Raw genomic sequence first — 23,070 nt, 5'->3', positions numbered from 1 at the left:
GCTGGCGGTCAGCCCCGGCGTGACACCAGCAGTTCTTCGAGTCGATCGAGAAACACCAACTGGCCCGGTACGAGCCGGGTGCGGGCCGCATCCACCCCGGTCCACTCGACCCGGTCGATCTCGGGAAACTCCGCGAGCCGGCCCGAGTGCGGCGGCCACTCCATGGTGAAGGTGCCCGGGGCGAAGGGCGTCGGATCGAGATCGGCCTCCATCGCCCACAGGGTGACGATCTTTCCGTGGGGCTGTCGGGATTCGCCGAGCGGCAGCCACTCACCGTCCGGCGGGGCGAACCCCAACTCCTCCTCGAACTCCCGACGCGCGGCAGCCATGGGCTCCTCGTCGGACGTGTACTCCCCCTTGGGCGCCGACCACGCCCGGTCCTCCCGACCGTGCCAGAAGGGTCCCCCCATGTGCCCGATCAGAACCTCCGCTGAGAGGGCTCCGTTCCGATCGGGGGTGCGGAACAGCAGGAGTCCCGCGCTTCTCTTGGTCGCCATGGTGTCCAGTCTGCCGGACCGGAGGGGCACTTCCCGGTCAAGGGCAGCGGATGACCTGACCCGCGTACGAGAGGTTCCCGCCGAACCCGAACAGCAGGACCGGGTCGCCCGTGGAAATCTCCCCGCGCTCCACCAGTTTGGCCAGGGCCATCGGGATGGACGCGGCGGACGTGTTGCCCGACTCGACGACGTCCCGGGCGATCACCGCGTTGACCGCGCCGATCTTCTGCGCGAGGGGCTCGATGATTCTGAGGTTCGCCTGGTGCAGCACGACCGCGGCCAGTTCCTCGGGCAGCACCCCGGCGCGCTCGCAGACCTTGCGGGCGATCGGCGGCAGCTGGGTGGTGGCCCAGCGGTAGACGGTCTGCCCCTCCTGGGCGAACCGCGGCGGCGACCCTTCGATGCGCACCGCGTGGCCCATCGAGGGAACCGAGCCCCACAGCACCGGCCCGATGCCCGGGCGGTGTCCGCCATCGCCGTTCTGGTCGTCGACCCCGAGGGGGTCCGCCTCGACGATCGCCGCGCCCGCGCCGTCCCCGACGAGGACGCAGGTGGTGCGATCGCTCCAATCGGTGATCGCGGTCATCTTGTCGGCGCCGATCACCAGGACGCGCTCGGCGGCTCCGGCCCGTACCGCGTGGTCAGCGGTGGCCAGGGCGTGGGTGAAGCCGGCGCAGACCACGTTCAGGTCCATCACGGCCGGCGATTCCATGCCCAGCCGCGCCGCCACCCGGGCCGCCATGTTCGGGGAGCGGTCGATCGCCGTGGACGTGGCCACGAGGACGAGCCCGATGTCCTGCGGGGTGAGGCCGGCGGAGGCGATCGCCTTGGCGCCGGCGTGCGCGGCCAACTCGTCGACCGGTTCGTCGTCCGCCGCCCGGTGGCGGGTCTCGATTCCGACCCTCGTACGGATCCACTCGTCGCTGGTGTCGACCAGGGCGGCAATGTCCTCGTTCGTGAGTACGGTGGCGGGCTGGTAGTGCCCTAGGGCGGTGATACGTGAACCGGTCATCTGCGATCCCCTCCATGCGGGCAGTGGAAGAACCAAGTCTTGGCTGCTACCAACCGGTACGAGGGCAGGTGATCCAACAGGATTAGGCCCCCTGAATTTGGAGCTTCCGGAAGGGTTGCGAAGCGGGCAGGAGTGTTCGGTGGTGGTCGGCAGCTCTCCGAGTGTGGCAAAGCAATCGACGTCCGTGGGGCGGACGTGACCTGCGTCTCCTGTGATCATGCTCGCGATCGCCGCTCCTTCGAAGGGGAACAGGGGCCGGACGACGCCCCGCCTCCGTCCCTGCCGGGGCGCCGACGGGCCGGCCTGGCGGTACGGGAGAATGGGACGTACCGGGGCACCCGGCCGCACCGCCGGAGCTGGCCGCGTTGACGTCGAACCGCGTCACGACCTCGGACACCACAGATCTATGGATGGAAAGGGAGCCGCATGGGACGGGCCACCGAGCGCCGCCGCACCCTCCGCATCCGGGACGGCGTGGTGTCCACCCGCCCCGACACCCTGGTCGCCGAGGAGCCGCTGGAGATACGGCTCAACGGCAAACCGCTGGCGATCACCATGCGCACCCCCGGTGATGACTTCGCCCTCGCGACGGGATTCCTCGTGAGCGAGGGAGTGATCGGCACCGCGGACGAATTGCGGTCCATCACCTACTGCGCAGGGGCGACTGCGGACGGTGTGAATACGTACAACGTGGTAGATGTGCGGCTGGCACCCGGCGTCACCGTTCCGGACATCAGTCTGGAACGGCATGTGTACACCACGTCGTCGTGCGGTCTGTGCGGAAAGGCGAGCCTCGACGCCGTCCGGACGTCCACGCGCTTCCCCATCGCCGACACTCCCCCGGTCCGTCTCGCGCCCGCGCTGCTGTCCGCACTCCCCGACCGTTTGCGGGCGGCGCAGCAGGTCTTCGACCGGACCGGGGGGCTGCACGCCGCGGGACTGTTCTCGGAGGCGGGCGAGCTGCTGGACCTGCGTGAGGACGTGGGTCGTCACAACGCCGTGGACAAGCTGATCGGCCGGGCGGTGCAGCAGGGCGGGCTGCCCCTGACGCGGGCGGTCCTGTTGGTGTCGGGGCGCGCCTCGTTCGAGTTGGCGCAGAAGGCGGTGATGGCGGGGATCCCCGTGCTCGCCGCGGTCTCGGCGCCCTCGTCACTCGCCGTCGACCTGGCGACCGAGTCCGGGTTGACGCTCGTGGGGTTCCTGCGCGGCAGCTCGATGAACGTCTATGCGGGGGAAGGTCGCATCGCCTTCGACAACGAGGTCTGACGGTGCGTCAGAGTATCGTGTCTGTCGTCGGAGCAGCACGGCTCACGGGCGGAAACGCCCTGGATCGAGACGTGGCATAGGGTCCGGGCAGGGGCAGCCCATTGGGTTCCCCTTCGTTGCCCTGGAGGAGTCTTGGACATGTTCGCTGCCGCACGTCGGGACGATGGCGCCGCGTTGGGATCCGGTCTGGATGCGGGCGCCGACGTCGCCGCTGGGGGCGGGGCGGGTAGGTCGACCGGGGCCCGGACCGCGGACGGGAAAGCCGGGGACGGGATAGCGGCGGGCAGTCGGTCGGTGTCTGACGGGCCGGGGGGCGAGTGGTCGCGGTCGGATTGGCGGATGGCGAAGAAGCGCGTCGCCGCGGTGTTCGCCGAGTTGAACGCGGCCGGGTTCGTCGCGCTGGCGAGTACGGGGACCACCCAGTCCGACGGGTTCTCCGACTGTCGGGATGACTTCCACTCCCGCGGTGGGGACCTCGACGCCCTGGTGGGGTTCTGCTTCACCACCCGCAAGGACACCCGGCGGGCCCGGGCCTCGGGACAGTTGCACCTGGCCTTCTGGGGAGCGCCCGAGGGCAGCGCACCGCAGATGGAACGCGCGGGGGCACAGGTGGTCGCGGCCTTCCGCCGGGCGGGGTTCACCGTGGTGTGGGACGGCACGGGCGACAGCCGCCCCTGTGTCGACCTGACTCGCTGACCGGAGCCCGGTGGCCGCTCCGGGGGCTTCCGTCGACCGACATCGGTTGAGGACCTGGTGCGAGGGCCGTCGGTGCAGTCATGCTCACTGGGGGGACATGCCCCGCCACGCGTGATCAGCGGACAGCGAGCGGGCCGGTGTCTAGGCTGAGAACGGCATCATCCGGAGGGGGACCCATGACGCCACGCGCCCTGCCAACTCTGCCGCAGTACCGCGAGGACGCCGTCACACGGCAACTGTGTGCTCACACCCATCTCGACGAAGGCTTCGCCCAGGAGGTGCTGGACGAGTTCACCGCGGACCGGTTGAAGGCGATCGGGTTACCCCTCGGGATCAATCTCGTCGCCCTGGTGCGCCATGCGAGCGCCGCCCAGCAGCGCAGACGACGGCGGGATGCCCGGCTGTTGTTCGTGCTCGTGGCACTGATCGGGACGGTGATCGGTGCGCTGGTCGCCGTGTCGAACGACTCCCCGCAGACCGCCGCCGTACTGGCGGCGGGTGCCGGCCTCGCCCTGCTGACCGCCGCGGTGCTGGTGCACCACGCACTTCACCTGGCCTGGCGTGCGGCCCGGGACGCCTATCGCGGAAAGGACCGGCCCCAGGACCTCGCGCCCGCCGTCGACCCGGAGGTCGAGGATCGGCTGCGGGCCCTGCGCAGGGCCAATGTCGTCCCGTACGACGCGGAGGCCGAGGCGGACAATCCCTTCGTCGGCAGCGGGGTGCGGATCAAAGAGGACGTGTGGCCGAGCATCGACGTGGGTCGCCCAGAGGACGCTCCCGGGGGCGGGAAGCTCACCATCGTCCCTTTCGACACCGTCGACCTCCATGCCTTCATGGCCCGTGAGATGGGCGGCATAGCGGGTCTGAGCGGGCTGCGGGCGCGCAATCGGCTGTATGTGCGGGGGTTGCACGTCAGGGCGTTGGGCGCCGATCTGCTGCCGGATCCGCTCGGGCGTCCGCTGCCGAGGATCGACGAACGGTTGGTCCAGTCCGGCGTGCTCCAGGAGGGCGGCGGGATGCGGACCTATCTGAGCCTCGAAGTGGTGGGCTCCGGCGGGAAGTTCGTGGTCTCCATGCACCTGCGGGCCCGCCGCACGCTGGATCGGCTCTCCTGGCAGGTGGCGGCCTATGTGTTGCCGCCCGTACAACTCAGGTTCGACCACGTGGCCTACATTCCCCTCGGTGGTTTCGAGGAGTGGTGGGAGTTGGTGAAGGCGACCACCAAGAGCCTGCGTTGGATGCTCTTCAGGTCCGGGGGTCGCATCCAACGCCGGGCGTCCGCGCGGTCCCAGCGGAGCAAGCGGTTGCGCAAGATCCGCCGGGAGATCTCCAAACACCACGTCGTGTACGACTACGGGGCGACGGACAGTCTGCGGGAACGGGCCGCGCGGCCGGTGGACGAGATGGACTTCGACGAGCGGATGGACGCCCTGGACGTGTTGCAACGGCTCCAGCAGGGCGTGTTGGTGGCGACGGAGAAGTTCCTGAAGAATCACAACATCGACACCAGCGACTTCGTCCGCGCCCAGAAGGTGATCAACAACCAGACGTACAACATCGGCAGTGTGCAGGGCGGACAGAACCAGTTCGGCAACTACGGAACCAACAACGCCCAGCAGGGCAGCGGTACAGGACAACCAGCGGGCCAGGCTCCGGCGTCTCCGGCGGGCGGCGCAACGACGACCTAGACGGCCCGGACGAGACGGCCTGGGCGGCGCAGACGACCCAGACGACCTGGGCGACCTGGGCAATCTTTCGGATCACCTCGGGGAGAACAGATGAACACGTACAACATCGGCAGCGTCAGCGGCGGACAGAACCAGTTCGGTGACCACGGAGTGAATGTCGCCGGTCAGGGCCGGGTGCAGATCAACCACGGCGCCTCCCCCGCGGAGGCCGTTCGGCTCGCGGGCGAGTTGGTGGAACAGCTGCGGGCGGAGCGGTCCGGACTGGTCGGCGAGGCCGAGGCGTTGCAGGGGGAGATCGTCAGCGCACAGCAGGAGGGCCGGGCGGTCGACCAGGGGCGGGTGCGCCGCTGGTTGGACGCGATCCAGGCCGGGGCCGGGGCGGGCGGAGCAGCGCTGGCGCTCGCACAGGCACTGGGTGGTGCGGTCGGCCTGTAGCGGTCGGTGCGTGGTGTGGCGGTGTCGGCCGGAGGGTTCCGGCCGGCACCGTTTGACGCGGGGCCACGGTGAGGCCCCCACCACTGAGCGCTCAGGGCGCTAACCCGGTGCCGGATCACCGTGGACCGGCACCGGAAGGCGCTCAGTCCGCGCTGACCACGGCCTTGGCCGAGGTCCCGAGCTGGATCTCCAGACCGGCCCGTAGGGGCACGCTCTGCCCCGGCGCCACCTGTTGGCTGGTGCCGTCCGACCTCCGGGTCGTCCAACTCTCCTGCGATCGGTTGGTGAGTCCGTACTTACCGGGCTTCTGGGGGTGCTCGACCAACTCCGCAACCAGGGAGTCCTCGTCATAGCGGTGACGCGTCGGCTCGGCGTGCAGATGGTGGTCGTACACCCGGGCCGCACGGCGCAGTCGCAGGTTGCGTTCGACCTTCGGGCGCAGTGTGGTGACGACCAGGCGCGGCGGCAACATCAGGACGCGGTTGCAGGACCAGCAAATGCCGGGGGTCGACGACCGTGGTTCCGTCATGTTCTGCCGCCCGCAGCCGGCGCAGACCACGATGGTGTCGCGGACCTCGCTCAGGGCGTGCCGCCACTGGGTCTCGCGCACCCTGCGCATGCCGTCCTTGAGCCCCTCGGTGAAATTCTGGGTGAAGAGTTTCTGGAGGACGGGCGGCGCAGCCGCCCAGGTCGCGAGTACGGTGCCGTGTTCGACGGGGTCGGGGCGGTTGTCGTCGTCGACCGGGTCGAAGATGAACATGGGGCGCTTGCCGTAGAGCCGCTTCTCCGCGGCCTCGTCGAGACAGCGGATCTCCAGTTCGGCGCGCCCCTTGAGCGGATGGTGGTTCATCAGCAGCATGAAGAGCAGTACGGACAGGGAGTGGAGGTCCGTCTGGGTGCCGGGAACCGCTCCCGTGTCGCCGCGCACCAGCTCGGGTGCCATGAACTCCATGGTTCCCGAGATGCCGGTGCTGTCGCCCTCGCTCACGGCGTTGTCGTTGTCGCAGACGAGGACGTCGCCGTTGTCGGGGTCGAAGAAGATGTTGCCCCAGGAGATGTCCCGGTAGGCGATGCCACGGGAGTGCAGTGCCTGGTACGCCTCGACCATGTGGAGTCCGGCGGTGATCAGGGCCAGTGGGCTGGTCCTGAGCTGGCGTCGGAAGAGGGCCGGCAGTCCCTTGAACCGGTCGGGTCGGATGTCCATGAGGTAGCCGAACCCGCCGTGCTTGCCGCCGGTGACGACGGTGTGCGGCCAGAGGAACCGGTCGTCCTCGAAGTCACGGCCGACGAGCCCTTCGACGATGGTTCGCTGCTCGGGGGTGGCGCACGCCGGGTAGTACCACTTGAGGGCCTTGTCCCCGGAGCGGGTCTTGACCCGGTAGACCTCGCCCTGACCGCCCGCTCCCAGCATGTCGGCGACGGACACCTCCTCCCCGGTGTCCGTGGTGAGCTGGGCTCCGCTGTCGAGCATCCCGGACATCAGTCCTCCGTTTCCTTGCGTGCAGGGGCGGACCGCTGCAACGAGGCGACGATCGCGGTGGTGTCGTCGCCCGAGTAACTTCCGGCCCGAGCGAGCCACCCGGGCAGTGCCTCGCCTACCGCGGCCAGCCCCTCGTGCTCGATGCGCTGGTCGAGCTCCCGTACGAAGCGGACGAACCCGCTGCGGGCGGCGAAGCTGTTGGAGAGGCCGTCGGTGGAGAGGGTCACCAGGCGTGGGCGACGTGCGGGGTCACTGATGGGTGCCCAGTGCACCCGTACGAGGTCCCATGCCTGTCTGCTGCACATCGACTCCGTCTCGTCACCCAGTTCGACCTGCTGCGGTGTCAGGGGCGCGGCGACGGTGCCGTCGGGGTGGACCACCATCAGGTCGCCGTCGCCGAGCTGCCAGGCGACGAAGAGCCCTTCGGTGAGGACCGCACCGATGAGCGTGGTGCCGTAGGCGCGCAACAGTGCGGGCCCGGTGCGCGGAGCTTCGCCCTCGACCGGGGTGTGTCGGTCCCCGACCCAGTCCTGCCAGGTGCGCACCAGTTCCCGGGGCATGCGGTCGTGGGCGTCCGCCCAGAGCCTGCGCAGCCCGGGACCGGCGCCCTCCCCGGTACCTCGGGCGCGGGCGGCGAACTGGGTGGCGCAGAGGGTGAAGACGTCGACGGCGTAGCGCGCGCCGAGGTGGCTGAGGGGATGGGCGGCGGAGCCGTGGCCGTCGGCGACGGCCATCACCAGGGCTCCGTCGGGGGTGTACTGGGCGTCGCACCAGTCCTGGTTGAGCGCCTTCGCTGGGCCTTGGACACTTTCGTGCCGCAGGGCCCAGGGACGTACTGGTTCATCGGGGTGCGGCACGCTCACCACACATCGTCGTCATCGTCGTCGTCCAGCGCGGGGGGTGCGTAGGCCGGGGCGAGTTGTTTGACCCCGGGGGCGGCTCCCGCCACGGGCTGTGACGCGGCTTTGACGGCGGCCGTGGACGCCCAGCGGATGGCGGCGGCGAGTTGTTTGGGGCTGTTGGCGTCGAGGACCTGGAGTTCGGGGTTGGCGAGGAACTCCTGGAGGACGCTGCGGTCGGCGTCGGCGCCGATGCCGATCGCGACCCGTACGGCCTTCTTACCCCAGGGGGTGGCGTCGATGGCGCGCAGCCCGTCGCGCCACTCGTCGAGGGGCTGTCCGTCGGAGACGAGGGCGAGCACGGGTTTGAGGGCTCGCTGGGGCATGGGCGGTGTTTCGAGTTCACGGGCGACGGCGTAGAGCGCGTCCCCGAGGTTGGTGCCGCCGTCGACCTGGACGTCCTGCCAGGTGAAGCTCTCCACGGGGGTCGGGGTGGCGATGTGCCATTGGGCCGTGGAGGAGAACGTCAGTACCCGAAGGAGCAGTTGTGCGGCGGGGTTGTCGTGCGCGACGGACTGCATCTCCGGAATGGCTTCGCGGATGGCGTAGTTGAGCTGTCCGATCTTCTCGCCCATCATCGAGTACGAGACGTCGAGAATCCAGATGAAATGGACCGGACGGTTCTCCATCGGGCCGCCGGGAATGTCACTCACTCCGTGTCCTCCTGTTCGCTGCCGTGGTGCGGGTTCGCCTCATCGGGGCAACACCCGGTTCAGCAGCAGTCCTACGGTCAACAGAACGCCTGTTGTCACCAGGGCGGTGGCCGTGATGAAGAGGCCGAGTACGACCCGTCTGGCGCGCGCCGTGTGATCGGGTAGGTAACTCACGCTCGACTCCCCCGAGTTCGGCTGTCGGTATGGACCCTAGGGCCAGTACGACCCTAGGGCCTTCCTTCACTTCGTGCTGGGATCGCGTCATCGTTTTGCTGCTTCGCTGGTGAGTAGGGGCTTCACGGGGAGCCCGGTGCGGGAGAGGAGCCAGAGGACGGGTTCGGCGGCGCGTCGGCTCTCGCCGTCGAGCGCGCCCGCTCCGGTGGCCGCGTGGGCGCTGACGGCCCAGTAGCGGGTGGCGCCGAAGTCATGGCCGAGGCTCTGTACGAGGTCGCCCAGTCCGATGGCGCCGAGCCAGTCGTCGATCCTGGCTCCCGGGGTGGGCAACGACGTCAGTTGATCGAGGACGTCGCGCTTGGTGACGACGGTGGCGACGGGCGTCTTGGCGCGTCGACCGGACAGGGCGGTGAACTCGCCGGCGAGTCGGTCGTAGGTGTCCTTGGGGCCTTCGGGTGACGGGCGGGCGTTGACGGCCTTCTGCGCGTCGGCCCCGCCGAGTTCGCGGCGCACCTCCGGTTCGGCGAGCACATCGGCGACGAGCACGACTCCGTCGGCGTGGGCGAGGTACTGCTGTTCGCGCACGATGACCGAGTCCTGGAAGGTCTCCCCCATCGGGTCGTACAGGTAGAGCAGTCGTCGGGTGCGGCCACGGGTGATCTGGAGCATCATCGCCCGGGGCTGCTGGGTCGCGGTGCGGTGCACCCAGCCGTCCTGGTCCAACTGCCCCTTGAGGCGGCGCAGTTCGCTGCGGTCCTCGTCGGTGGCGTAGGTGACGGAGAGCTGTCCGCGGTCCGACCAGGAGCGCAGTCCGGCGAACATTGCCGTCATCAGCATGGTCTTGCCGGACGAGGTGCCGCCCACGATGGGGACGTGGACGATCCGGGTCGTCCCCAGCAACCGGGGCAGGGCCAGGTTGCAGTGGGGGCAGGAGGCGGCGATGGTGTGTCGACCGAGGAGCAGGCTCGTGCGCAACCGCTGCCCGCAGCCGCAGACGCGACGGAAGACGCCGAGGCGTCCGGCCCGCAGTCGTCGGTGGACGGCGGGGCAGTTGGGGCAGTGGTAGACGGGGAGGTCGATGGGTTGGTAGCACCCGGGGTAGGGGCACTTCAGCCGGATGCGCCGACCCCATTGGCTCGTCCGGTCCAGTGCGCGCAGGGTGAGTGCGGCGGCGGCGAGGGCTGCGCACACCAGGCCGAGCAGGAGCCCGAAGACCAGGGCGATCAGCAGCAGGAGTACGCAGGCGGCCGAGGTTCCGACGAGGGCTCCCAGACCGTAGCCGGGGCCCGTGAGGAACAGCACGGTGGCGACGACGATGCCTTCGGGCGGGCGGCCCGGGCGCTGACCGATGGGGGTGGAGGGGCGCCTTCCGCTCAGCAGGTTGCGGGCGTTGGTGCCGAGCCAGCGGCTGATCAACAACTGTCGAAGGGTCGTGCCGACGGCCTTGACCCAGCTGACGGCGTCCAGCCGGAGTTGGCGCGTCCAGTAGGAGGGGTGTGCGGGGTCGGCGGTGCCGGCGGGCACGGCACGGGGGTCGTGTGCACCGCTCGTGAGGGGCCCGATGCGTCGTCCGACGGCACCGATGGTCCTGATGCTGGCCACCGGCAGGGTGTACAGGACGGTGCAGACGGCGACGAGGGCGCTGTACCCGCCCGCGATCAGTGCGGGGTAGAGGATCCAGGAGTTCATCGGCGACGCTCCTCACCGGGTGGGACGGGGCCGGGCCCGGACGGGTCGACGGCCTTGCGACCCAGGAGCCGACCGCCGATGCGGGCGATGCGGCCCGGTCGGCTCCAGTCACGGAAGTCGGCGGCCCAGCGGCCTCCGGGCCGTTCCAGTTCGCTCGCGATCTGGGCGATGGTCTCAGGGGGCAGCTTCCGGACGATCGGCCGTAGGACGTCGGACAGCAGGGCGGTTCGGGTGGTCTCCCAGGCGGGGTTGAGGCTGCGTCCACTGGACCAGTGGATGTAGCAGGAGGCGAGGTAGGAGGGGGAGACGCGCAACCGGTCACGGATGGTGTCACCGGCCGCCACTGCCTGGTAGGCGGCGAGGAGCGCGGGCTGCTCGGAGCGGGCGAGTTGTTCGAGCTCCCCGGGGTGCGGCCGGCTGGAGAGGAGCCGCTCGGCGATGGCGGTGCCGACCCGGTGGGCGATGGCCTCCTCCAGGGGGTGTGCCGTGCGGCAGAGGAGGACGGCCTGCTCGGTGAACCCGGGCGTTGCGGTGTCGTCGACGATCCGGCCGGCGAGGGCGAGGAGGGAGAGTGCGCTTCGGGTGCGGGGCTCGATGGGGCGGACGGCGTAGTAGAGGAGGTCAGCGGCGAGTTGTGGTGCGTCGATGTCGTCGGCCGGTGCGGTGAGCGCGGCGAGGGTGGCGTGGGCTTCGATTCCGGAGGGTTCGAGCCGGTCGGGCGGGAGTTCGTTGACCAGGAACCGGGCGTGGGTGGTGGTGAGGGTGCGGTTGTTCCAGACCAGCCGGTGTGCGGTGCGCAGGATCGCGGGGTGGCCCCGGTGCTCGGGTCCGGCTTCGTTGATCAGGGTGTGGAAGACGCGGACGGGGTCGTCGCCGTCCTGCCAGTGCATGGCGCCCATGCGGAGATGGGGGGTGGTGCTGAGGTCGGCGTCGGGCAGCGCGCCCCGGACGACCGCGGCCAGTGCGGTCGGGTCGCCGGTTTCGGCCGCCCGGTCCAGGGCGCCGAGTACGGCTGCGCGGACGGCGGGATGGCGGCCGAGGGCTGCGGTGACGACGGCCGGGTCGTCGCCCCGGTCGATGGCTTCCTGCCGGGCCGGGTGGCCCGTGTCGTCCTCGCGGCCCGTGGGGGTGCCGGTGGCCCGTGGCGGTGCGGTGTGCGCATCGGGTCCGCGGTGGGCGAGGAGGGTGGTCGTGGCCCGCTCGGCGAGCACCGGGAGGGCGTCGGCGGTCGGGACGGAGAGGGCGTCGGCGAGTTCGAGGAGTGCGAGCACCACGTCGAGCGGGGTCTCCCTGAGGTCGGTCAGGGCGCTGCGGAGGTCGTCCCGGAGTGCGTCCGCGGCGGAGTGCCCCGCGATGCGGGCGAGTCGGGCGGAGAGGGGGGCGAGGGCGAGCCATTCGGCGGCGGACCGCTGCTGGTCGCCGCCGCCTCCTTCGGCGATGGTGACCAGCAGCGGGCCCCAGAAGTCGGCGTCCTCCCCCTGGCCGTGGCGATGGGCCCAACGGGCGGCGGCTGCGCGGCTCGTGGAGTCCAGCGCCACGCATTCGGCGGCGGCGACCGCCGCGAGTCGTGCGTGGTCGAAGGGGCCGTCGTCGGTGCGTTCGACGGGCAGCGCCGCAGCGGTCGCGAAGAGTTGGGGCAGTCCGGCCCGCCAGATGCGCGCGGCGACCGCGGCCCAGCGGTCGTCGCCGGCGGGCTGTGTCCGTGGGGAGGAGGCGTCGTACACCCGGTAGCGGTGGTCGCTGCCGATCGGCTGCCCGGAACCGGGTTCCGGGCGGATGCCGATGATCTGCTGGGTGGCTTGGAGGGGACGACGGGTGTACGAGGTGAAGGTGAGGGTGGTCACCAGTTCCCGTGGGAGCACCGCGCTGGCCAGGGCGACCCACTGCATGACGTCGTGCGGTTCGGGTTCGGCCATGATGAGTTGAGGCGCGTCTGGGGCGGTGAGCAGGGTGCGTACGTCGGCGAGGAAGGCGGCCAGTCGGTCGGCGCGGGACACGGCGAACTCGGTGAGGCTCGTGCGGTCGAGGTGGCGCCCCGGCAGCAGTTCGGGCAGCGGATCGGGGCGACCGCTCGCGGGGGTGGCCGCGGTCCAGGACGGCGAGTGCCACAGTTCCACGGGGAGCCGACCGCCGGGGACGGGGGCACCGCTTGGGAGCCACACCGCGTGGGCGTGGAAGTTTCCGTAGCGACCGCTGTAGTCGGCCCCGGTGTAGACGCTGTGGCACAGCAGTCGACTGCCGTCGGACAGGGTGCTGTGGGTGAACGCCGTCGGGAATGCGGCCAGTTCGCCGGCGGTGGGTCGACTGGGGGCATCGGGCGGCGGTTCGTAGCCGACGAGCTGTTCGATCTCGCGGAGCAGATTGGCGGGCACGGAGTCGCTCACTGCGGTGAAGCGAAAGCCGGAGCCGTCGGGGCCGGGTGCGGCCGATGTGTAGTGCAGTTGGGGCAGGATGCCGGGTCGGTTCATGCGCCGCCTCCCTTGGACTTGCGCACGGTGAGCAGCCCGCGCCGGGCGAGCAGCCACAGCAGGGGGTCTTCGACGCGGACGGGCTGGGGGCCGGAGGTGGGGACGTCCGCGGGCGCGGTGGCGGGCGGCGGGGCACCGAGCGAGGAGAGCCCGAAGTAGGAGACGTCCGCGAAGTCGCGGTCGAGCCTGCGGTGCAGTTCGCCGCCGTCCCAATCGTCGAGGAGGGAACGCACCTCCTCGTGCACGGCGACCCTTCCCGTGTCGTCGAAGACGCCTCCGTCGTGGCGGGCGTTGTGGAGCAGGGGCGACTGCGATTGGAGGAGCGGCCGGAGCATGTCCGTCTTGGTGACGGCGACGGCGAGCGGTGTGTTCACCTTGCCCCGGGTGCCCCGTCTGCCGTGTCCGCGCAACTGGCCGGCGATGTCGGCGGCTATCTGCTGGGGGGACGTTTCGATCGGCGGGAGGGGTGGCCCTTCGCCTGGCGGTAGTTCCTGTCGTACGGACGGGAGTTGCAGCGGGTCGACGAGCAGGATGATGCCGTCGGCGGCGGCGAGGTACTCGGTGTAGCGGTCCATGGCCTCGGCGTCCCCGAGGTCCTCTCCGGCGGCGTCGAAGAAGACGAGGGCGGTGTGTCTGCTGCCGTCGCCGAACCGTGAGGTGCTGGGCAGGCTGAGCCGGTAGAGCAGGGGGTCGTTGAAGCCGAGTGCTGCGGGACGGGTCGCCCCGGGCAGGTGCAGTCGGTCGTAGAGATCGGCGGACATCTCCTTGTCCCGCCGTTGGGTGTCGCTGCCCATGGCGGCGAGAGCCCCTTGGTAGACCCGGCCGACGCGGTGGCGCAGTTCGTTGACGAGGACGGCGACGTAGGTGGACTTGCCGGTGGCCTTGGCTCCCACCAGGGCGATGATCCGACTGTCCTGGTCGCAGTAGTCGCTCGGCAGGTCGCTGTGACACGACGTGCACACCCGTACGGGGGTGAGGACTCCGCAGTCGGGACAGGCGGCCCTGCTGCGAACGGGTCCGAGGGCACGCCGGCTGTCGAAGACGGGACCTCGCATCCGGGCCTGCGGGCCGATCGCATTGCCCTTGAACTCCGCCCAGGTGTCGTCCCGTTGGGGAGTGCAGGGCTGCCGTCCGCCGCGCACGCCCGTCCGTGTCATCAGACAGCGGTAGCGGAGTCGGGAGGCCGCCCCTCGGGCGAAGCAGTAGGGACAGATGACCGTTGTCACGTCAGCGCACCACCAAGCGTTCGTGCGGGGGTTCTTTCAATCGTGTGCAGTCCGCGTGCGGCCCCAGGAGGAACGCGCGGAGGGTGTACGGGGCGCTCTCGCCCGTGGTGGCGAGGTCGATCTCCCGCTGTACGGGGTCGCCGTCGCCGATCTCCGCTCCGCTGAGCCGCAGCACGGTGACGCCGTCTTCGGGGTTGCGGGGGCGGGGCGGGGGCAGCTTCTTCGTCCCCCCGGAGCGCGCGACCAGCACGAATTCGGGTAGGTCGCCTTCGGTCGGATCGGTCCGGTTGGGGTACTCGGCGCGGAGGACTACCCGGCGTCGGCTGCCGGCGCGCCACGCTGGTTTGACCAGGTCGTAGGAGATGGCGCGATAGGGAGGGAGTTCCACGGTGGCGCCGGCACCCGCGGGGATCACCACGTCGGCGTCGGCGAGCACGACGGCTTCGGCGCGGAAGCGGACCGCCGCGGTGCCGACCTCCAGTCGGAGCCCGCCCCGGGTCAGATAGGCCGACTTCGTGATGGTCTGCTGGTGGTGGTCCCCGTACTGTTCCCAGCTGACCTGCACCCGGGCGGCGTCCCCCGGCCAGTCGAAGGCGAGATGGGCCTGGTCCGGTGCTTCGCGCCGTACGGTCAGCCGTTCGACGGGAGCGGGCAGCTCCAGTTGGATCGAGGGGCCGATGCGCGCCCTGCCGTCGACAACGCTCACGGCCGTCAGCCGGGTGCGGGTGCCGCGGGGCGGGCGGAGTTCGGTGCTGCCGCGGGCGGACCTGACCGAGGCGACGGTGCGGTACGCCGGCAGTTCGTCGAGAAGGAGGTCGGACCCTTCGGCGGGGGCGTGGGACGGCAGGTTCAGCAGCAGGAGCTCGCTCCCCCACCCGCCGCTCCAGACCGCATGGACGGCGCCGGTGTCCCCTGCCGGCCTGATGTCGAGCGAGGTGATGGGCTCCGGCCAGGGGTGGACGGTCGCCGAGAGGGTGGTACCGGTCGACAGTCCCTCGTCGCCGGTCGCCGTGCGGTAGCGGCAGCGGATCGTGTAGCGGTAGTCGCCGGGGGCGAGGTCGGTGTCGGTGAACCCGTCGAGCGCGGCGGTCACCTCATGTCCTCCGGGGTCACGCGTCACGCTGACGCCGTCGGCGCCGGGCGGCGGCTCCCAAGCGGCGGTGATGCGGGCGCGGGCGTCGGTGGTGCGCGGCTCGCCGATGTCCGGGGCGAAGACCACGGGTGCGCTGTGCAGGGGAAGTTCCCGGATGCGGGGGTCCTGCGGGCCTTCGAGCGGCAGTACGGCGTAGTGGACCCGTTCGCCGAGGGGTGCGCTGGTGTCGGTGAACGCGGTCGCGTCCAGTGCCGGGGCCAGTACGGTCCAGCGCCGTGAACTGGCGCGCACCAGGCGGTAGGGGCCTGCGGTGTCGCCCGACCACTCCAGGTCGATGGCGTCGGGGCGGATCCGCGTCGTGATCCGCGGACCGTCGTGCGGGGTGCGTAACAACGCGGCGAGGGGGGCGTTCTCGTCGACGGCGGTGCGGGCGGCGCGCACCCTCAGCGCTCCGGCCTCCGCACGTTGCCCGGCGCGCTCCAGCCGGTCGGCCTCGGCGAGGGAGGCGAGGACGGCGGCCCTGCGTTGGGTGATCTTCCGCACGAGCGCGTCCAGCCGCTGGTCGCCACCGGTGTCGCCGATTCGGGTCGCGTGGGCGCCGGCTCGGCGCAACCGTCCGCCCTGCCAGGCATCGACGATGCCTTCGGCTGCGGCACGCCCTTCCGGGGTGAGTCGCGGACGCCGGCGGACGGCGAACGCGAGGGCCTCGCACTCGTCCGGGTCGACTCCGAACTCGCGGGCCGCTTCCGGAGCGCAGCCCCGGGGGTGTTGCTGAATGAGGGCGGTCAACTCGTAGAGGACGATGCGTCGCAGCGCCATGGGATCCGCGGCCAGTGCCTGGTCATAGCGGGTGAACAGTGCGGTGACCGCGGACCGGTCGATGCCGGGCAGTGCGAGCCAGATGTCCTTGGTCTCGGTGAGGGTGCGTCGGTTCACGGCGCGCCAGTGCCGACCCCGTTCGGACCGGTGGAGGCCGTCGAGGACGCGGAAGCGCCGGGAATTGACGGGCGTGTCGGGAAAGAGTGCGTCCGCTGCATGACGGAGTTTCAGCCGGCTCTGATGGGCGAAGAGTTCGTCGGCCCGGGGGACGAGGGGGGCTGCGGGCAGCGGTGGGACGGCTGCGGGCAAGCCCAGCAGGTGCCCGAAGTGCTGCGGCATCAGTCCCGTCCCCCACGTCACGATCCGTGCACTTATCTCACCAGATCGCGATCAACGGCGGTAGCCGTTTGTCCAAGCATTCACGGATGGTTTCAGCCGTCGACGGAGCCGTGGTCGGGGAACGGAAGTGCACCAGGCCGTGGAGCGACGCGCTCCGGGTTTGCCCGCGGAGCCGGGGCGCAGCGTTGTTGGCGGGTTGCGCATGTTGTGCCCTGGTACGAGGCAGGAGGTTCAGGGCTTGTGTTGCTGTGGAGTTGACCGGGACGTACGGGAAGGGTGCGACACGACTGCTACCGGTGCAGGACATCGGGCGCGAGGAAGCGGGCGTATCTGACGGCCCGTTGTGGGCTCGCGTCCACCGCGTTCTCCGTCAAAGTTCGTAAAGCGGCCTCCACGGATCAGCAAAGTCGCGGTCACGGCGCGGTACAGATTCTGTGGAGTTTTCGGATACCTCCCCTTACTGAAGGGTCAGAATTACCCACCCGATCATCCGCATGTGATCGTTTCTTCGGCTCTGACCTGCACTGATGGATTTTGCGCACGAATCCGCAGCAGCGTCCAACCCGACCGGAAGGTGAGGTACCGTCGCGGCGCTGTGCGGAGCACCACAAGGAGCAGGCCCTTGCGCGAGTTCACTGTCCCGCCATTGGACACATCGCCCCTGGTCGGTGGAGTGGCCGATGCCGTTTTCGACCGTGCTCGGGACGATCCCGGCCGCATCGCACTGGGCCGCAAGGACACGGACGGTATCTGGCGTGACGTCAGTTCCGGTCAGTTCCGCGACGAAGTGCTCGCACTGGCCAAGGGGCTCATCTCCCAGGGCGTGCGCTTCGGCGATCGCGTGGCACTGATGTCCCGCACCCGGTACGAGTGGACCCTGTTCGACTTCGCGATCTGGACGGTCGGGGCCCAGTCGGTCCCCGTCTACCCCACCTCGTCGCCCGAACAGGTTCTGTGGATACTCCACCACGCCGAGGTCTCGGCGTGTCTGGTCGAGCACGAGGACCATGCGATGACCGTCGGTTCGGTCATCGGACGGCTGCCGATGCTGAAGCGGTTGTGGCAACTCGACGCCGGCGTGGTCGGCCGACTGGTCGCGGCGGGCGCCCACATCGACGACGAGGTGGTGCACCGGCACCGACGTGCGGTGACCCCCGACTCCACAGCCACCGTGATCTACACGTCGGGCACCACCGGCAGACCCCGCGGCTGTGTCATCACCCATGCCAATCTGATGTTCGAGGCGGACACCCTTGCCACCCGCTGGGCACCGCTGTTCCACGCCCGCCAGGGCAGTTCGCCGGCCACCCTCCTCTTTCTGCCCCTGGCCCACGTCTTCGGTCGGATGATCGAAGTCGCCGCGATCCGTAGCGGTGTGCGGTTCGGCCACCAACCAGCCCTACACGAAGCCGAGTTGCTCCCGGACCTGCGTGCCTTTCGGCCGACGTTCCTCCTGGCCGTGCCGTACGTCTTCGAGAAGATCTTCCAGACCGCGCGGCGCAGGGCGGAGACCGAAGGGCGGATCGCCCCGTTCGAACGGGCCGTCGACGTGGCGGTGCGCTACGCCGAGGCCGTGGAACACCGTGCCTTCGGACTCGGCCCGGGACCGTCCGCCGCCCTGCGGATGCAACACCAGTTCTTCGACAGGGCCGTGTACACCCGGCTGCGCGAGGTGATGGGCGGCCGGATCCGCTACGCCATGTCCGGAGGTTCCGCCATGGAGCGACGGCTGGGACTCTTCTTCGCCGGTGCGGGCGTACGGGTCTACGAGGGCTACGGGCTCACCGAGTGCACGGCGGCAGCCACGGCGAACCCGCCGGAGCGCCCCCGCTACGGCACGGTGGGGCAACCGGTCCCGGGCACCACCGTCCACATCGCCACGGACGGCGAGGTGTGGCTCCACGGCCCCCATGTCTTCGCCGGCTACCTCAACGACCGCAAGGCCACCGATTCCGTGCTGCGCGACGGCTGGTTGGCGACGGGCGACCTCGGCTCGCTCGACGACGACGGCTATCTGACCATCACCGGGCGGAAGAAGGAGGTCCTGGTGACCTCCAGCGGCAAGAGCGTGTCGCCGGTGGTGCTGGAGGAACGGGTGCGGAGCCATCCGCTGGTGGCCCAGTGCCTCCTCGTCGGCAACGACCGTCCGTACATCGCGGCACTGGTGACCTTGGACCCGGAGGCCGTGGAGCACTGGTTGGGGATGCAACGCCGCAGCCCCCTGGGCCCGGCCGAACTGGTGCGGGACCCGGAGTTGGAGCGGGAGATCCGCAGGGCAGTCGTCGCCGCCAACACCCTGGTGTCGCAGGCGGAGGCGATCCGGACCTTCCGGATACTGGCCCAACCCTTCAGCGAGGAGCAGGGGTTGCTCACACCCTCGCTCAAGCTCAAGCGCAAGGCGATCGAGGAGGCGTACACCGCGGAGGTGGCGGCGCTCTACCGTTGACACGGCAGAGCTCCACCGCTGAGGTGGCGGCGCGGTCCGCTCCGACACCGCACCGACGGCGGGGAAGTCGGGCCCGACCCTCTTGGGGGATGCGCTGACTGACGGCCCATCCGTTGAACTAATGTTCTCGTCATGAGCTTGGGGGAACTGGTCGGGTTCGGCCGTTCAGCGGATGTGTTCGCGATCGACGACCGATGGGTTTTGCGTCGTTACCGGGACGGGGGCGACGCTTCCGGCGAAGCACTCGTCATGGAGCACGTCGCCGAGCACGGCTACCCGGTGCCCGGCGTGCGGCGGTCCGAAGGTCCCGACGCCTGCGGGGCCTCGCACCCCACCCGCGGCGAACTGGTCCTCCAGCGGCTGACCGGACCGACCCTGCGGAAGGCGATGCGGCAGGCCGCCGTCTCCGCCGACCAGACGGGCGCCATGCTCGCCGATCTCCTGCGCCGCCTGCATGCGATTCCCGCCCGCGTCTCCAGCGACCCCGAACACCGGGTGCTGCACCTGGATCTGCATCCGGACAATGTGATGCTCACCCCGAACGGGCCGATGGTGATCGACTGGCGCAACACCGAGGAGGGGCACCCCGCGCTCGACTGGGCCATGACGGCGCTGATCCTGGCGCAGATCGCCGTGGGTGCCACCACCGAGGCGGCCCACGGTCGGGCCGTACTCGTCTCCCTGCTCCAGCGGCACGACACCTCGATCCAACTGGGCGGGGCCCATGCGGCCTGCCTGGCCGAGGCCCGTGAGCGCAGGGCGGCCGACCCGAACATGGACGCCCTGGAGGTACGGGTCCTCGACGACGCCGTGGCACTGGTGCGCGAGTTGGAGACCGACCTCCGGGAATAGGTCGTGTCGTCGAGGTCCCGTCTGCCTGGCGTGCCCTGCCCGCTCCACAGAGCCGGTGGGTACCGGCAACCTCCGACGTCTCCTTGGATCTTGTGTCCGGAAGCATCCACGCCCGGTGGACCGCATGGCTAGGCTGGGCTGCGCCCCTCGCAGCAGGACCGACGGGCGTACCCTGCGTGCCGCCCGTCCGGGCACGTCGGCCCAGTACGACGCACAGGAGACCAGGCTTGACGGGGGAAGTCACCGGATGACCGAGGTCAAGGTCGAGACCGTGGCACGCGGCCGGACCGTCGACGGTACGAGGCCCGCCCCTGCACCGGGCGAGCGCTCGGCGGAGGTGGAGAAGGTCATCGTCCAGGCTTCACGGATCGCCCAGCGGTCGTTGGAGCAGACACCGGAAGAGGACGGCTGGCAGATCTCCGGCCTGGAGGTCAGCTTCGGGCTGACGCCGACGACGGGGACCGTGAGCGACGAGCCGTGCTTCGAGGTCACCCTCACCGTGGAGCGGGCACCGCACGCGCCCTGAACCGAGGCTCGGCCCCAACCAAAGACGCGGTACGGAAGGCGCGGCACCAAGGGCGGGGCGCCGCGGGCCGCGCTCTGACGGTACGAAGCCCGTCGGCGCCCCGTACGGCTGGAACGCTCGAACCTCCGTGGGCACGAGGTCAGGCGGACGCGATGCCGCCCCTTGGCCGAAGGGGGCGGGTCCGGGGGAATGACCTCCCGGAAATGATCGTTCTTCGGGTGAGAATGGGTGAGCACCCATCGACGACGTAAGGATTCCCCCCTCGTGAGCCAGGTCCCCTCCATCACCCTCAACAACGGTGTCGCGATGCCCCAGCTCGGCTTCGGAGTCTGGCAGGTGCCGGACGACGAGGCGGAGCGGACGGTTGCCACGGCGCTGGAGGCCGGATACCGCAGCATCGACACGGCGGCCGTCTACAAGAACGAAACCGGTACGGGCCGGGCCGTCGCAGCCTCCGGACTGCCCCGCGAGGAACTCTTCATCACCACCAAGCTGTGGAACAGCGACCAGGGCTACGACTCCACCCTGCGCGCGTTCGACGCGTCCTTGGACCGGCTGGGTCTGGACTACGTCGATCTGTATCTGATCCACTGGCCCCTGCCTGCGCGGAACACCGCCGAGGACACCTACCGAGCCTTCGAGAAGATCCTGTCGGACGGCAGGGTCAAGGCGATCGGCGTGTCGAACTTCCTGCCGGAGCACCTGGAGCGGCTGCTCGACAAGACCTCCGTGGTGCCGGCCGTCAACCAGATCGAGTTGCACCCCCACCTCCAGCAGGACGCGGCCCGCGAGTTCCACGCCAAGCACGGGATCGCGACCGAGGCGTGGTCGCCGCTGGGCCAGGGCAAGGGCCTGCTGGAGGTCCCGACGGTCGTGGCCGTGGCGCACAAGCACGACCGCACCCCGGCCCAGGTGGTGCTGCGCTGGCACCTTCAGTTGGGCCATGTGGTGATCCCCAAGTCGGTGACGCCCTCCCGCATCCGGGAGAACCTCGATGTGTTCGGATTCGAACTCGACGCGGACGATCTGGCGGCGCTGCGGGCGCTCAACGAGGACAGGCGGCTGGGCCCGGACCCGGCGACGTTCGACGTCGCCTGAGACGTACGGCATTCACCTCGGCGACCCGCGTCCACGCGGTCACGGGTCGCAACCCCGCCCCCATTTCTCGTACAATTGTTCGATGCGGGTGTGGTGAGTCGTGGGATCGAGCGAGGAGTGCATGACGTGAACGGGGCCCTGACCGCCGGCCGGTATCTGGTGCGCAATACCGGCAGTGGGCTGCTCCTGGAGGTGTACGGCGGAGTGAAGGGCAGTGGTGCCGTGGTGCAGCAGGGCACCGAGAACGGTTCCACGGCCCAGCAGTGGCAGATCGACCCCGTACCGAACGGCGGCGGTCTCTATCACTTCGTGAGCGTCGCCAGTGGCAAGCGGCTCGACGTGGCCGATGCGTCCACCGAGAACGGCGCCCGCATCCAACAATGGCGCCCCAACAACTTCGGCGCCCAGGAATGGATCGTTGAGCACCGGCTCGACGCCCCGGGCACCGTATCCATCGTCAGTTTCGTCAGTGGGCTCCTGTTGGAGGTCGCCGACGGCAGCCGGGAGGAAGGCGCCCGGGTGCAGCAGTGGGAGGACAGTGACTCCCCCGGCCAACAGTGGCGACTTGAGCCCTGCCACTGAATCACCCACCGGTTCCGTTCCCGCGGTGGAACGGGCCCTGCCGTGCCGGCAGTGTGACCCACCGGTCCACGTGGCCGCACGATCGCGGTCGATGCCTCACGGTGCCGCCATCACCTCGGGTCGACGCGAGACCGAGGGGCGTTGCCGTCGCGGAGGTGCGGTTCCCGTCCGGTGTTCCTGCGGGCTGACCCCGCGGACGCGCTTGAAGGCGGCGCTCAGTGCGAACGAGCCGCTGTAGCCGACCTTGCGGGCCACGGTGTCGATCGTGACGTCCGTGGTGCGCAGCAGATCGGCTGCGAGGTCGATGCGCCAGCGCGTGAGGTGGGTCATCGGCGGTTCGCCGGCGAGCTCGTTGAACCGCCGGGCGAGTTGGGCCCGGGAGACCCCGCAGGCCTCGGCGAGGGACGCCACCGTCCAGGGATGGGCGGGAGCGTCCTGCATCAGCCGCAGGGCCCGTCCCACGACGGGATCACCGAGGGCGCGGTACCACGCGGGGGCATGGGCTTCGGGCCGAGCGAACCAGGAGCGCAGGGCGGCGACCAGCAACAGGTCCAACGTCCGGTCGAGCATCACGCTCTGCCCCGGCTCCTCCCGCTCCATCTCTTCGGCGAGGAAGGGCAGCAGCGGGCACGTCCAGGTGCCGGCGGGAATGTGGACCAGTGGGGGCAGGGCGTCGAGCAGTCTGCCGCTGACTTCACTCTGCACCTGATAGGTACCGATGTGCAGGACAGTGGTGCCGTTGGGGTCGTTGCCCCAGGTCCGTACGCCCATGCGCATGGCCTGATCGAGCGGCTCCCCCCGCAGGGTGTGGCAGGTCCCGCCGGGGCCGGCCAACACCTGGGGCGGGGTGTCGGGGTGGTCCGCGATGGTGTAGGGGGCCGGGCCGCGCGCAATGGCCAGATCACCCGGGCGGAGCCGGACCGGGTCCCCGCCCTCGGGGACGATCCAGGCGGATCCCTCGGTCAGACACATCAAGGAGAGGGGAGCTTCGTCCTCGACCCGTACGGACCAGGGCGGCGTCACCACCATGCGGAGCAGAAAGGCTTCACGGGCACGCGGCCCGTCCAACAGTCCGGCAAGTGCATCCATGAGAGCAGCCTAGACGTAGACGTATGGGATTGAGCCTCTGGAG

20 protein-coding genes are annotated in these 23,070 nt (G+C 70.1%); 9 read left to right on the top strand and 11 right to left on the bottom strand.

The window, feature by feature from the left end; all coding sequences use genetic code 11:
- Window positions 1-8: 8 nt before the first annotated feature.
- Together ABZ348_RS12165 and ABZ348_RS12160 are read right to left on the bottom strand one after the other, a co-directional pair.
- Complete coding sequence (locus tag ABZ348_RS12165; RefSeq protein WP_358931973.1) at window positions 9-497, bottom strand: NUDIX domain-containing protein; 489 nt, start codon at window positions 495-497, stop codon at window positions 9-11.
- A gap of 37 nt (window positions 498-534) precedes the next feature.
- On the bottom strand, window positions 535-1,509 hold the full coding sequence (locus ABZ348_RS12160; RefSeq protein ID WP_358931971.1) for a beta-ketoacyl-ACP synthase III: 975 nt from the start codon (window positions 1,507-1,509) through the stop codon (window positions 535-537).
- Between the two features lie 426 nt (window positions 1,510-1,935).
- On the opposite strand from ABZ348_RS12160, the gene fdhD reads away from it, so the two are divergent.
- The 4 genes from fdhD (at window position 1,936) to ABZ348_RS12140 (ending at window position 5,594) form a co-directional block, all read left to right on the top strand.
- Window positions 1,936-2,775, top strand: coding sequence for a formate dehydrogenase accessory sulfurtransferase FdhD (fdhD, locus tag ABZ348_RS12155; protein WP_358931969.1), 840 nt, complete (start codon window positions 1,936-1,938; stop codon window positions 2,773-2,775).
- A 339-nt stretch (window positions 2,776-3,114) separates the two neighbouring features.
- Complete coding sequence (locus tag ABZ348_RS12150; protein WP_358931967.1) at window positions 3,115-3,471, top strand: hypothetical protein; 357 nt, start codon at window positions 3,115-3,117, stop codon at window positions 3,469-3,471.
- 176 nt (window positions 3,472-3,647) lie between these two features.
- On the top strand, window positions 3,648-5,159 hold the full coding sequence (locus tag ABZ348_RS12145; protein WP_358931965.1) for a hypothetical protein: 1,512 nt from the start codon (window positions 3,648-3,650) through the stop codon (window positions 5,157-5,159).
- A 90-nt stretch (window positions 5,160-5,249) separates the two neighbouring features.
- Complete coding sequence (locus ABZ348_RS12140) at window positions 5,250-5,594, top strand: hypothetical protein (RefSeq protein WP_358931964.1); 345 nt, start codon at window positions 5,250-5,252, stop codon at window positions 5,592-5,594.
- 142 nt (window positions 5,595-5,736) lie between these two features.
- Here ABZ348_RS12140 and ABZ348_RS12135 read toward each other — a convergent pair whose 3' ends face one another.
- The 8 genes from ABZ348_RS12135 to ABZ348_RS12100 all read right to left on the bottom strand — a co-directional run bounded on the left by ABZ348_RS12135 (window position 5,737) and on the right by ABZ348_RS12100 (window position 16,434).
- Window positions 5,737-7,074 carry a protein kinase gene (locus ABZ348_RS12135; RefSeq protein ID WP_358931962.1) on the bottom strand — a complete coding sequence of 446 codons (1,338 nt, stop codon included), beginning with the start codon at window positions 7,072-7,074 and terminating at the stop codon, window positions 5,737-5,739.
- A complete protein-coding gene (locus tag ABZ348_RS12130; RefSeq protein ID WP_358931960.1) occupies window positions 7,074-7,931 on the bottom strand; it encodes a PP2C family serine/threonine-protein phosphatase in 858 nt (285 codons plus the stop codon). Before ABZ348_RS12130 ends, ABZ348_RS12135 begins: the two co-directional genes overlap by 1 nt.
- Before the next feature lie 2 nt (window positions 7,932-7,933).
- Window positions 7,934-8,602, bottom strand: coding sequence for a VWA domain-containing protein (locus ABZ348_RS12125; RefSeq protein ID WP_358932223.1), 669 nt, complete (start codon window positions 8,600-8,602; stop codon window positions 7,934-7,936).
- Window positions 8,603-8,665: 63 nt separating this feature from the next.
- Window positions 8,666-8,800: a hypothetical protein gene (locus ABZ348_RS12120; RefSeq protein WP_358931958.1), complete on the bottom strand. Its 135-nt coding sequence runs from the start codon at window positions 8,798-8,800 to the stop codon at window positions 8,666-8,668.
- Between the two features lie 87 nt (window positions 8,801-8,887).
- A complete protein-coding gene (locus tag ABZ348_RS12115; protein WP_358931956.1) occupies window positions 8,888-10,489 on the bottom strand; it encodes a hypothetical protein in 1,602 nt (533 codons plus the stop codon).
- The gene (locus tag ABZ348_RS12110) at window positions 10,486-12,957 is read right to left on the bottom strand and encodes a GTPase-associated protein 1-related protein (protein ID WP_358931954.1); all 2,472 of its coding nucleotides are present in this window, start codon (window positions 12,955-12,957) and stop codon (window positions 10,486-10,488) included. The genes ABZ348_RS12115 and ABZ348_RS12110 overlap by 4 nt, the downstream gene beginning before the upstream one ends.
- The gene (locus ABZ348_RS12105) at window positions 12,954-14,183 is read right to left on the bottom strand and encodes a hypothetical protein (protein WP_358931951.1); all 1,230 of its coding nucleotides are present in this window, start codon (window positions 14,181-14,183) and stop codon (window positions 12,954-12,956) included. Before ABZ348_RS12105 ends, ABZ348_RS12110 begins: the two co-directional genes overlap by 4 nt.
- A gap of 1 nt (window position 14,184) precedes the next feature.
- Entirely contained in the window at window positions 14,185-16,434 is a 2,250-nt protein-coding gene (locus ABZ348_RS12100) for a hypothetical protein (protein WP_358931949.1), read from the bottom strand.
- Window positions 16,435-17,056: 622 nt separating this feature from the next.
- Here ABZ348_RS12100 and ABZ348_RS12095 point away from each other — a divergent pair.
- The 5 genes from ABZ348_RS12095 to ABZ348_RS12075 all read left to right on the top strand — a co-directional run bounded on the left by ABZ348_RS12095 (window position 17,057) and on the right by ABZ348_RS12075 (window position 21,938).
- The gene (locus ABZ348_RS12095; protein ID WP_358931947.1) at window positions 17,057-18,880 is read left to right on the top strand and encodes a long-chain fatty acid--CoA ligase; all 1,824 of its coding nucleotides are present in this window, start codon (window positions 17,057-17,059) and stop codon (window positions 18,878-18,880) included.
- Between the two features lie 132 nt (window positions 18,881-19,012).
- Complete coding sequence (locus ABZ348_RS12090; protein ID WP_358931946.1) at window positions 19,013-19,732, top strand: phosphotransferase; 720 nt, start codon at window positions 19,013-19,015, stop codon at window positions 19,730-19,732.
- A gap of 247 nt (window positions 19,733-19,979) precedes the next feature.
- Window positions 19,980-20,258 (top strand): hypothetical protein, encoded by a 279-nt coding sequence (locus ABZ348_RS12085; protein WP_358931944.1) that lies wholly within the window; start codon window positions 19,980-19,982, stop codon window positions 20,256-20,258.
- A 264-nt stretch (window positions 20,259-20,522) separates the two neighbouring features.
- Window positions 20,523-21,356 carry an aldo/keto reductase gene (locus tag ABZ348_RS12080; protein ID WP_358931942.1) on the top strand — a complete coding sequence of 278 codons (834 nt, stop codon included), beginning with the start codon at window positions 20,523-20,525 and terminating at the stop codon, window positions 21,354-21,356.
- Between the two features lie 126 nt (window positions 21,357-21,482).
- Entirely contained in the window at window positions 21,483-21,938 is a 456-nt protein-coding gene (locus tag ABZ348_RS12075; protein WP_358931941.1) for an RICIN domain-containing protein, read from the top strand.
- Between the two features lie 96 nt (window positions 21,939-22,034).
- Here ABZ348_RS12075 and ABZ348_RS12070 read toward each other — a convergent pair whose 3' ends face one another.
- Window positions 22,035-23,027 (bottom strand): AraC family transcriptional regulator, encoded by a 993-nt coding sequence (locus ABZ348_RS12070; protein ID WP_358931939.1) that lies wholly within the window; start codon window positions 23,025-23,027, stop codon window positions 22,035-22,037.
- Between the last annotated feature and the right edge of the window lie 43 nt (window positions 23,028-23,070).

Origin of the sequence: Streptomyces sp. NPDC005963 (genome assembly GCF_040638655.1) — a bacterium.
Taxonomy (GTDB): domain Bacteria; phylum Actinomycetota; class Actinomycetes; order Streptomycetales; family Streptomycetaceae; genus Streptomyces.
This window is presented reverse-complemented; position numbering and strand designations above follow the sequence as displayed.

Coding starts and splice junctions, on each gene's coding strand:
- ABZ348_RS12165 (WP_358931973.1), bottom strand. CDS start 497: ATGGCGACCAAGAGAAGCGCGGGACTCCTGCTGTTCCGCACCCCCGAT.
- ABZ348_RS12160 (WP_358931971.1), bottom strand. CDS start 1,509: ATGACCGGTTCACGTATCACCGCCCTAGGGCACTACCAGCCCGCCACC.
- fdhD (WP_358931969.1), top strand. CDS start 1,936: ATGGGACGGGCCACCGAGCGCCGCCGCACCCTCCGCATCCGGGACGGC.
- ABZ348_RS12150 (WP_358931967.1), top strand. CDS start 3,115: ATGGCGAAGAAGCGCGTCGCCGCGGTGTTCGCCGAGTTGAACGCGGCC.
- ABZ348_RS12145 (WP_358931965.1), top strand. CDS start 3,648: ATGACGCCACGCGCCCTGCCAACTCTGCCGCAGTACCGCGAGGACGCC.
- ABZ348_RS12140 (WP_358931964.1), top strand. CDS start 5,250: ATGAACACGTACAACATCGGCAGCGTCAGCGGCGGACAGAACCAGTTC.
- ABZ348_RS12135 (WP_358931962.1), bottom strand. CDS start 7,074: ATGTCCGGGATGCTCGACAGCGGAGCCCAGCTCACCACGGACACCGGG.
- ABZ348_RS12125 (WP_358932223.1), bottom strand. CDS start 8,602: ATGGAGAACCGTCCGGTCCATTTCATCTGGATTCTCGACGTCTCGTAC.
- ABZ348_RS12115 (WP_358931956.1), bottom strand. CDS start 10,489: ATGAACTCCTGGATCCTCTACCCCGCACTGATCGCGGGCGGGTACAGC.
- ABZ348_RS12110 (WP_358931954.1), bottom strand. CDS start 12,957: ATGAACCGACCCGGCATCCTGCCCCAACTGCACTACACATCGGCCGCA.
- ABZ348_RS12100 (WP_358931949.1), bottom strand. CDS start 16,434: ATGCCGCAGCACTTCGGGCACCTGCTGGGCTTGCCCGCAGCCGTCCCA.
- ABZ348_RS12090 (WP_358931946.1), top strand. CDS start 19,013: ATGAGCTTGGGGGAACTGGTCGGGTTCGGCCGTTCAGCGGATGTGTTC.
- ABZ348_RS12085 (WP_358931944.1), top strand. CDS start 19,980: ATGACCGAGGTCAAGGTCGAGACCGTGGCACGCGGCCGGACCGTCGAC.
- ABZ348_RS12070 (WP_358931939.1), bottom strand. CDS start 23,027: ATGGATGCACTTGCCGGACTGTTGGACGGGCCGCGTGCCCGTGAAGCC.